This window comes from Thalassobaculum sp., assembly GCF_040219215.1.
In the GTDB taxonomy this organism is placed as follows: Bacteria; Pseudomonadota; Alphaproteobacteria; order Thalassobaculales; family Thalassobaculaceae; genus Thalassobaculum_A.
Map to the genome: position 1 here is coordinate 230,301 of NZ_JAVJSX010000001.1, position 7,846 is coordinate 238,146.

General features: G+C 65.7%; 6 protein-coding genes. 5 read left to right on the forward strand and 1 reads right to left on the reverse strand.

What is annotated here, in order from left to right:
* Positions 1–42: 42 nt before the first annotated feature.
* Genes RIC54_RS01230 through RIC54_RS01250 form a run of 5 tightly spaced genes read left to right on the forward strand, consistent with a single transcriptional unit; the run spans position 43 to position 5,531 of the window.
* Positions 43–435 (forward strand): GcrA family cell cycle regulator, encoded by a 393-nt coding sequence (locus RIC54_RS01230; protein ID WP_350097590.1) that lies wholly within the window; start codon positions 43–45, stop codon positions 433–435.
* 15 nt (positions 436–450) lie between these two features.
* Positions 451–1,221, forward strand: a complete 771-nt coding sequence (locus RIC54_RS01235) for an SDR family NAD(P)-dependent oxidoreductase (protein ID WP_350097588.1) — start codon at positions 451–453, stop codon at positions 1,219–1,221.
* A gap of 37 nt (positions 1,222–1,258) precedes the next feature.
* Complete coding sequence (pepN, locus tag RIC54_RS01240) at positions 1,259–3,934, forward strand: aminopeptidase N (RefSeq protein WP_350097586.1); 2,676 nt, start codon at positions 1,259–1,261, stop codon at positions 3,932–3,934.
* 27 nt (positions 3,935–3,961) lie between these two features.
* Positions 3,962–4,648, forward strand: coding sequence for an aspartate/glutamate racemase family protein (locus RIC54_RS01245; protein ID WP_350150426.1), 687 nt, complete (start codon positions 3,962–3,964; stop codon positions 4,646–4,648).
* A gap of 10 nt (positions 4,649–4,658) precedes the next feature.
* Positions 4,659–5,531, forward strand: a complete 873-nt coding sequence (locus RIC54_RS01250) for a polysaccharide deacetylase family protein (RefSeq protein WP_350097582.1) — start codon at positions 4,659–4,661, stop codon at positions 5,529–5,531.
* 163 nt (positions 5,532–5,694) lie between these two features.
* On the opposite strand, the gene RIC54_RS01255 is transcribed toward RIC54_RS01250, so the two are convergent.
* On the reverse strand, positions 5,695–7,846 hold a 2,152-nt coding region (locus RIC54_RS01255; RefSeq protein WP_350150428.1), incomplete at its 5' end, for a calcium-binding protein.

A 7,846-nucleotide genomic window follows, 5' to 3' on the forward strand; every position in this document is an offset into this window, starting at 1 on the left:
CAACGAGTCGCCGCTCACGCGAACGGTTCAATGGAGGCGACCATGTCGGACAACCTGCAAAGCGTATGGACCGAAGAACGTCTGGCGGATCTGACCAGGCTTTGGGGTGAGGGGCTGTCGATCACCCAGATCGGCCTCGTGATCGGCGTGTCGCGTAACGCTGTAGTCGGCAAGGTCCACCGGATGGGTCTGCCGAAGCGGCAGTCGCCGATCGTGAAATCGGACAAGCCGCGGGCGCCCCAGGCACCAGTGCAGCGCCGCCGCGCCGTGCCGCTGACCCTGGAACAGTGGGACCGCAACACCTGCAGCTGGCCGACCGGTGATCCGAAGACCGACAATTTCAGCTTCTGCGGCGATCAGGTCGAGCCTGGCCGACCGTATTGCACCGCGCACTGCGCCAAGGCGTACACCACGGCGCGCGAAAAGGCGGCCTGATCGAACGAGCCCGACGTGCGTTTGAAGGATCGGACGGCGATCGTCACCGGTGCCGCCTCCGGGATCGGTAAGGCGATCGCCCTGCGCTTCGCGGCGGAGGGCGCCATCGTCGTCGTTGCCGACCTGGGTGAGACGCCCCGTGAAGGTGGGACCACGACTGTGGCGGCGATCGAGGCATCCGGCGGTCGCGCGGTGTTCTGCCGCTGCGATGTGTCGCGCGTCGATGATCTGAACGCGGCCATCGACGCGGCCGTCGGCCTGGGCGGACGGTTGGACGTGATGGTCAACAACGCTGCCATTGGCACCGACACGCCGCTGTTGGAAACCAGCGAGGCCGACTGGGACCGGGTCATGTCGGTCAACGCCAAGGGCGTGTTCCTGGGCTGCCGCGAGGCGGTGCGTCGCATGGTGACGCAGGATCCGCGCGGCGAGGTACGGGGCCGGATCGTCAACATCTCCTCGCAGCACGGCATGGTCCGGGCGCCGAACGACTTCGCCTATGGGGTCGGCAAGGCAACGGTGGTCTACATGACCCGCCAGATCGCCGGCGACTATGCCGAACAGGGCATCGTGTGCAACGCCGTGGCTCCCGGCAAGATCCTGACCGGCAAGACCGGTCGGGCGATCGCGCCTGAGATGCTGGCCTACTCGCAATCGCGCACGCCGTGGCCGCGGCTGGGACGGCCCGAGGACGTCGCCAATGCCGTGCTGTTTCTCAGCAGCGACGAGGCGAGCTATATCACGGGGGAGAACCTGATGGTGGACGGCGGTTGGATGGCCAACTGACGCCATCACCGCCCGAGACCTGAAAGAGGACGCCCCGATGGATCGTGCCGCGCCCGCCGCTTCGCCGCAGCCCATCCGCCTGCAGGATTACACCCCGCCAGCCCATCTGATCGATGCCGTCAACCTGACGGTCGAGCTTCATGACGATTGGACCAAGGTTCGGGCGATCCTGCGTGGTCGTCGGAATCCGGCAGCCGGCGAGGGGACGGCACCGATCGTCCTGGACGGTCAGGACCAGCAGCTGGTGTCGGTGATGCTGGACAGCCGGCGCCTGACGGCGGCGGACTACGTCCTGGAACCCGAACGCCTGACGCTGCCTGCGGTCGACGGCCCGTTCGAGGTGGTCATCGAGACCCGCATCCGGCCGCAGGAGAACACGGCACTGGAGGGACTCTACCGATCCGGTGATCTGTATTGCACGCAGTGCGAGGCCGAGGGCTTCCGGCGCATTACCTATTATCCGGACCGCCCGGACGTCATGGCGGTGTTCACGGTCCGCATCGAGGCCGACAAGGACCGCTTTCCGGTCCTGCTGGCCAACGGCAACCGGGTTGAAACGGGAGACCTGCCGTTCGGTCGGCACTACGCCGAGTGGCATGACCCGTTCCGCAAGCCGGCCTACCTGTTCGCGATGGTGGCGGGTGACCTGGGATACGTCGAGGACCGCTTCGTCACCCGCTCGGGGCGAGAGGTGACGCTGCGGATCTACGTCGACCATGGCAACGAAGACCGGACCGGTCATGCCATGGAGTCGCTGAAGCGCTCCATGAGATGGGATGAGGAGGTCTACGGCCTCGAATACGACCTGGACATCTTCATGATCGTCGCGGTGTCGGCGTTCAACATGGGGGCGATGGAGAACAAGGGCCTCAATATCTTCAACGACAAGTTCATCCTGGCCGATCCGGCGACCGCGACCGATGCCGACTTTCAACGGGTCGAGGGCGTGGTCGCGCACGAGTATTTCCACAATTGGACCGGCAACCGCATCACCTGCCGCGACTGGTTCCAGCTTTCGCTGAAGGAGGGTCTCACCGTCTTCCGCGACCAGGAATTCTCGGCCGACATGCACAACGCGGGCGTCAAGCGGGTCGCCGACGCGCGGCTCCTGCGAACAGTACAGTTCCCCGAGGATGCCGGGCCGACGGCCCATCCCGTTCGCCCTGACACCTACATCGAGATCAACAACTTCTACACCGTCACGATCTACGAGAAGGGTGCCGAGGTCGTACGCATGATCCACACCCTGCTAGGCGCTGAGAACTACCGCAAGGGGATCGACCTGTATGTTGAGCGCCATGACGGCCAGGCGGTCACCTGCGACGATTTCGTGGCCGCGATGGAGGATGCGAGCGGTGTTGATCTGTCGCAGTTCCGATTGTGGTATTCGCAGGCCGGTACGCCCACCGTCACCGCGCGGTGGACCCACGATCCGGTATCCCGGCAGCTCGATCTGACCTTGTCGCAGTCGCTTCCGGCGACCCCGGGGCAATCGAGCAAGCAGCCGATGCCGATTCCGATCCGCACGGCGCTGATCGGTCGGAACGGAGCGGCGGTGCCGATGCGAACCGCCGACGATACAGACGCTGCAGGCGAGGCCGAGCGGGTGGTCCTGCTCGACCGGGAGGCCTTGACGGTGTCGTTCCAGGACGTGGCGCCTGGCACCGTGCCGTCGCTGCTGCGCGGGTACAGCGCTCCGGTCAAGCTGGACGCGGCGTGGACCGAGGACGACCTCGCATTCCTCGCCGGCGCCGACAACGATCCGTTCGGTCGCTGGGAGGCGCTGCAGTCGCTGGCAACCCGGGCGCTGTTGGCGATGGTTGGCGGATTGCGCGACGGACGGCCGGTTCCGCTCGATCCTCGGGTAATCGCTGCGTTCAAGGCCAGCCTTGCGGACGATGCGCTGGAACCGGCGTTCCTCGCCGAACTGCTGTCGCTGCCGGGTGAGTCCCTGCTCGGACAGGCGCTGAACATCTGGCATGTCGACGAGGTCCATGCAGCCCGCAGCGAGGCCCGCCGGACGATCGGCGAGGCGCTGTTCGACGGTTGGGCGGCGGCATACGACCGGCTCTCAGCGTCAGACGCGGCAGGTGACGGTGGATCGGATGTCTCGACCGCCGCCATGGGGTGTCGGGCGCTTGCCAATGTCGCTCTTGGTTATCTGGTGGCGAGCGGACGGGAAGACGGCGTGGCGCGCGCGGTGGCCCAGGCTAGGCCTGACGGCATGATGACCCGGGTGATGGGTGGTCTTGCAGCACTGAACGATCTCGAACGCCCCGAGCGAGACGCCGCCCTCGAGGCGTTTCATCAGCGGTGGAGCGATTCACCGCTGGTACTCGACAAATGGTTCGCGTTGAAGGCCGGGTCGGCGCGCCGGGGCACGCTCGGCGAGGTGGTCGGTCTACTGGACCACCCTGGATTCAGCTTGCGCAATCCGAACCGGGTGCGGGCGCTGATTGGCGGCTTCACGGCCGGCAACCCGGTCCGGTTCCACGAGACCGACGGCTCTGGCTACAACTTCCTGGCCGATCAGGTCCTGGCGCTGGATCCGATGAACCCGCAGGTGGCGGCACGCATGACCCAGCCACTGGTGCGGTGGCGCAAGTTCGACGCCGAGCGGGGGCAGGCGATGACCGACGCCTTGCGCCGGATCGTCGCCCGTCCCAATCTGTCCAAGGACGTCTACGAGATCGCGTCCAAAGCATTGTCGTAGCCGAGCCCAGAAAACGTGGAGAGCGCCGTGGCCGACCGCATCGTCGTAATCAATCCGAATTCGACCCAGGCGGTTACCGCCGCGATGGACCGGGCCTTGGATCCCCTGCGGATGGCCGACGGCCCGGAGATTGTCAGCGTCACCAACCCTGACGGCCCCCCGGGCATCGAGTGTCAGGCGCATGTCGATGACGTATCCGCCCACATCCGCAACATTGTCCGCGCGCATGACAACGACGCATCGGCGTTCGTGATCGCCTGCTTTTCGGATCCCGGCATGTATGCGGCGCGGGAGAGCACAACCAAGCCGGTGTTCGGCATCGCCGAGAGCGGCTTGCTGACCGCCCTCGCGCTTGGGGCCAAGGCCGGAATCATCGCGATCCTCAACCGGTCGATCCCACGCCATCTGCGCTACGTGCGTTCCCTCGGGCTCGACGGGCGGTTGGCCGGCGACCGGGCGATCGAGCTGGGTGTGGACGAACTGTCTAATGAGGACAAGACCTTCGGCCGGATGGTCGAGGTCGGCGAAACGCTGCGCGATCGCGACGGTGCCGATGTCCTGGTGATGGGCTGCGCCGGCATGGCCCGTTATCGCGAGCGGTTGGCGGAGCGGGTGGGCATACCGGTTGTCGACCCGACCCAGGCAGCGGTCGGCATGGCGATCACCGCAATCCGCCTCGGCCGGTCCAACGGCCAGGCTGCCGCAGCGGCCTGACGACGTGACGTTGCCGGGACACGGTCGGTACGCCTATCAGTCGATCGAGGACCGGGCGTCGGGCGACTGGCCCGGCGGCAAGCGGCTGGCGGTCTACATCGCTTTGAACATCGAGGTGTTCGCATTCGGTGAGGGGCTGGGCGCAGAGCTGGCCCCCGGTGGACCGCAGCCGGATGTGCTGAACTACACGTGGCGCGACTACGGCAACCGTGTCGGTGTCTGGCGTATGCTGGACGAGTTCTACCGTCTGGAACTGCCGGCCACGGTTCTGGCCAACTCCCGAACCTATGACGAGTGCCCGGGCATCATGGAGGCGTTTCGTCGACGCGGCGACGAGGTGGTCGCCCACGGCCGCACCAACGCCGAGCGCCAGGGCGTCCTCGACGAGCCGGCCGAACGCGACCTGATCGTCGAGGCGACGACGCGCATTTCGGAGGAGGAGGGGCGCCGGCCGGAAGGCTGGCTGGGCCCCTGGATCTCGCAGAGCCGGATCACGCCGGACCTGCTGGCCGAGGCCGGCTACCGCTATCTGCTCGACTGGTGCCACGACGACCAACCGGTCTGGATGGCAACCCGCGGCGGCGGCCGGATCCTGTCGGTCCCCTACCCGCAGGAGCTCAACGACATCCCCGCAATCGTCGCTCGTCGGGTCGAGGGACGGCAGTTCGCCGAGATGATCGTCGACGGGTTCGACGAGCAATTGGCGCAGTCGGCCAAGCAGCCGCTGGTCTTCGGTATAGCCCTGCACCCCTATATCGTCGGCCAGCCGCATCGGCTGCGCCCGTTGCGGCGCGCGCTGGAGCACATCGCGGATCATCGCGACGATATCTGGCTGTGCCACGCCGGCGATATCGCGCGGCACTGGATTGGCTCAGCAGCTTGAGCGGCCGTTGCTCAACTCCGCAGGCCGCACTATCCAGCGCATCACAACGCCCCCGCTGCCGCTCGCCGAGGCGGTTCGACCGTAAGACGGTCCCGATGCGGAACCCCATCGTGTGTGATTCCGCATCGGAAGACGCCAGAGCCGATTGGTCACCGGTTCAGCGTCAGTAGAAGCTGCCAATCAGCAGATCCCGATAATCGACGCCCATAAGCACGACCTTATCGCCGTTGCCGAAATCGAGAACCGCATTCCCCGAGCCATCGTCTGAGGCTATCGCATCAAGTGCTGCCTGGCTGTTGATGCCGTAGGCGTCATCCAGGTCGACGAGATCATCCCCGTTCGTGAAGTCGAGGATCGTGTCGGCGCCGTCTCCAGCGTTGAACAGGAAGACATCATTGCCGACCCCGCCGAGCAGCAGGTCGGCTCCGGTCCCGCCGGCCAGCGTGTCGTTGCCGTCCATGCCGGACAAGAGATCGGCACCGTCACCGCCGTACAGCACGTCGTTGCCGGTCACCCCATACAGCACGTCGTTGCCGGCGCCGCCGTAGAGCGTGTCGTTGCCGTCGGCACCGATCAGGGTGTCGACGCCTTCGCCGCCGTCGAGCAGGTTGCTGTCGGCGACACCGACCAGCACGTCGTTGCCGTCTCCGCCATACAGCGTGTCGCTGCCACCACCGCCGGAGAGCACGTCGTTGCCGGCACCACCGTAGACCAGATCGTTGCCGCCCAGCGCCGATACCGTGTCGTCCCCGTCGAGACCACTGATGATGTCCGGTCCGGACGTTCCGAACAGCAGGTCGGCCACCGAGGTGCCCACGATCGCACTGCTCGCCATCGTCGATCCGACTAGATCGACCCCTGTTCCGGTTACCGACGTGCTGAACGTCAGATCGGCGCCGTTGACGATCCGCAGGTGGAGGTCAGCCGAGGTGTCACCATTCAGGTCGATGCCGAGCAGCAGGTCATTGCCGAAGCTCGACGCCGTCAGGATGGTCGCCGAGGTCGCACCCTGCAGGCTGATCGTGTCCTGGCTGGCCGCGTAGTCGCCGATCACATGCGATGCCCCGAACACGAACTGGCCCGGGATGATGAACCTGTCGGCGCCGTCGCCGCCGTACAATTGGTCCGACATGGTGCCGGCATACAGGCTGTCATCCCCGGCACCGCCGTACAGCACGTTCAATCCATTGCCGCCGTACAACGCGTCGTTCCCGGCGCCACCGCTAAGTGTGTCCTGACCAAAACCACCAGACAGAACATCGTTCCCGGTCGACCCGAAGAGCTGATCGTCTCCATCGCCGCCGTACAGCACATCCGACAGGCTGCCGGCGATCAGAGTGTCGTTACCGGTACCGCCGTATAGGGTGTTCTGGCCATTGCCACCGATCAGCAGATCATTGCCGTCGCCACCGCTAAGCAGATCGTCGCCGGTGCCGGAGAACCCTCCGACCAGCGTGTCGTCGCCGCCGCCGCCGTACAACGTGTCGTTACCCTGGTCGCCGTACAGGTTGTCGTTGCCGTCTCCTCCTGTCAGCGTGTCATTCCCGGCGCCGCCATACAGCACGTCGTTACCAGAAGCGGCGTAGATGTTGTCGTTGCCATCACCGCCATACAGCACATTCCCGACGCTGCCGCCGAGCAGGGTATCGTCGCCTGCACCGCCGAACAGCGTGTTCGCCCCATCGCCACCGAACAGGTAGTCGTTACCGTCGCCACCATCGAGCACGTTGCTTCCGGTGCTTCCGAAGAACCCACCGAACAGCGTGTCGTTGCCGTCCTCGCCAAACAGGCTGTCACTTCCGGCTCCGCCGGACAGCAGGTCGTTGCCAGACCCGCCGTAGACCAGGTCGTCGCCAGCCAACGCCGACACCGTGTCGTTGCCGTCGAGTGCGCTGATCGTGTCATTACCGGATGTGCCGAGCAGCAGATCGTTGCCAGTCGTGCCGACGATCGCCGTACTGGCAGGCGTGAACACGATGTTGTCGAGGCCGATCCGATAGCTGACGGAGCCGGTGTACGACACGGTGAAGCTGGTGACGCCGGTCCAGTCGGTGGGGGTTAGCGTTGCTATCGAACCAGCGATGGACCCGCTGTCGTCGGCAAGTACGACCGCGGTTCCGGTGTTCGGGGTGAAGACGTAGTTGCCGCTGCCGGTGTTGTTAACGAACTCCCCAATCTGGAACTGGGTGATGTTGACGGCGCTGCCGAAGGTCAGCGTGTAGGTGACCGTGTTGCCGATGACGCCGGCATCGAGAAAGCCGGAGCTGACGCCGGCCATGGCGGTGCCGTCGCTCCTGACGACATCGATCGTCGTG

Excerpts from the sequence above, each read along its gene's own strand:
- pepN (WP_350097586.1), top strand. The coding sequence starts at position 1,259 with ATGGATCGTGCCGCGCCCGCCGCTTCGCCGCAGCCCATCCGCCTGCAG.
- RIC54_RS01230 (WP_350097590.1), top strand. The coding sequence starts at position 43 with ATGTCGGACAACCTGCAAAGCGTATGGACCGAAGAACGTCTGGCGGAT.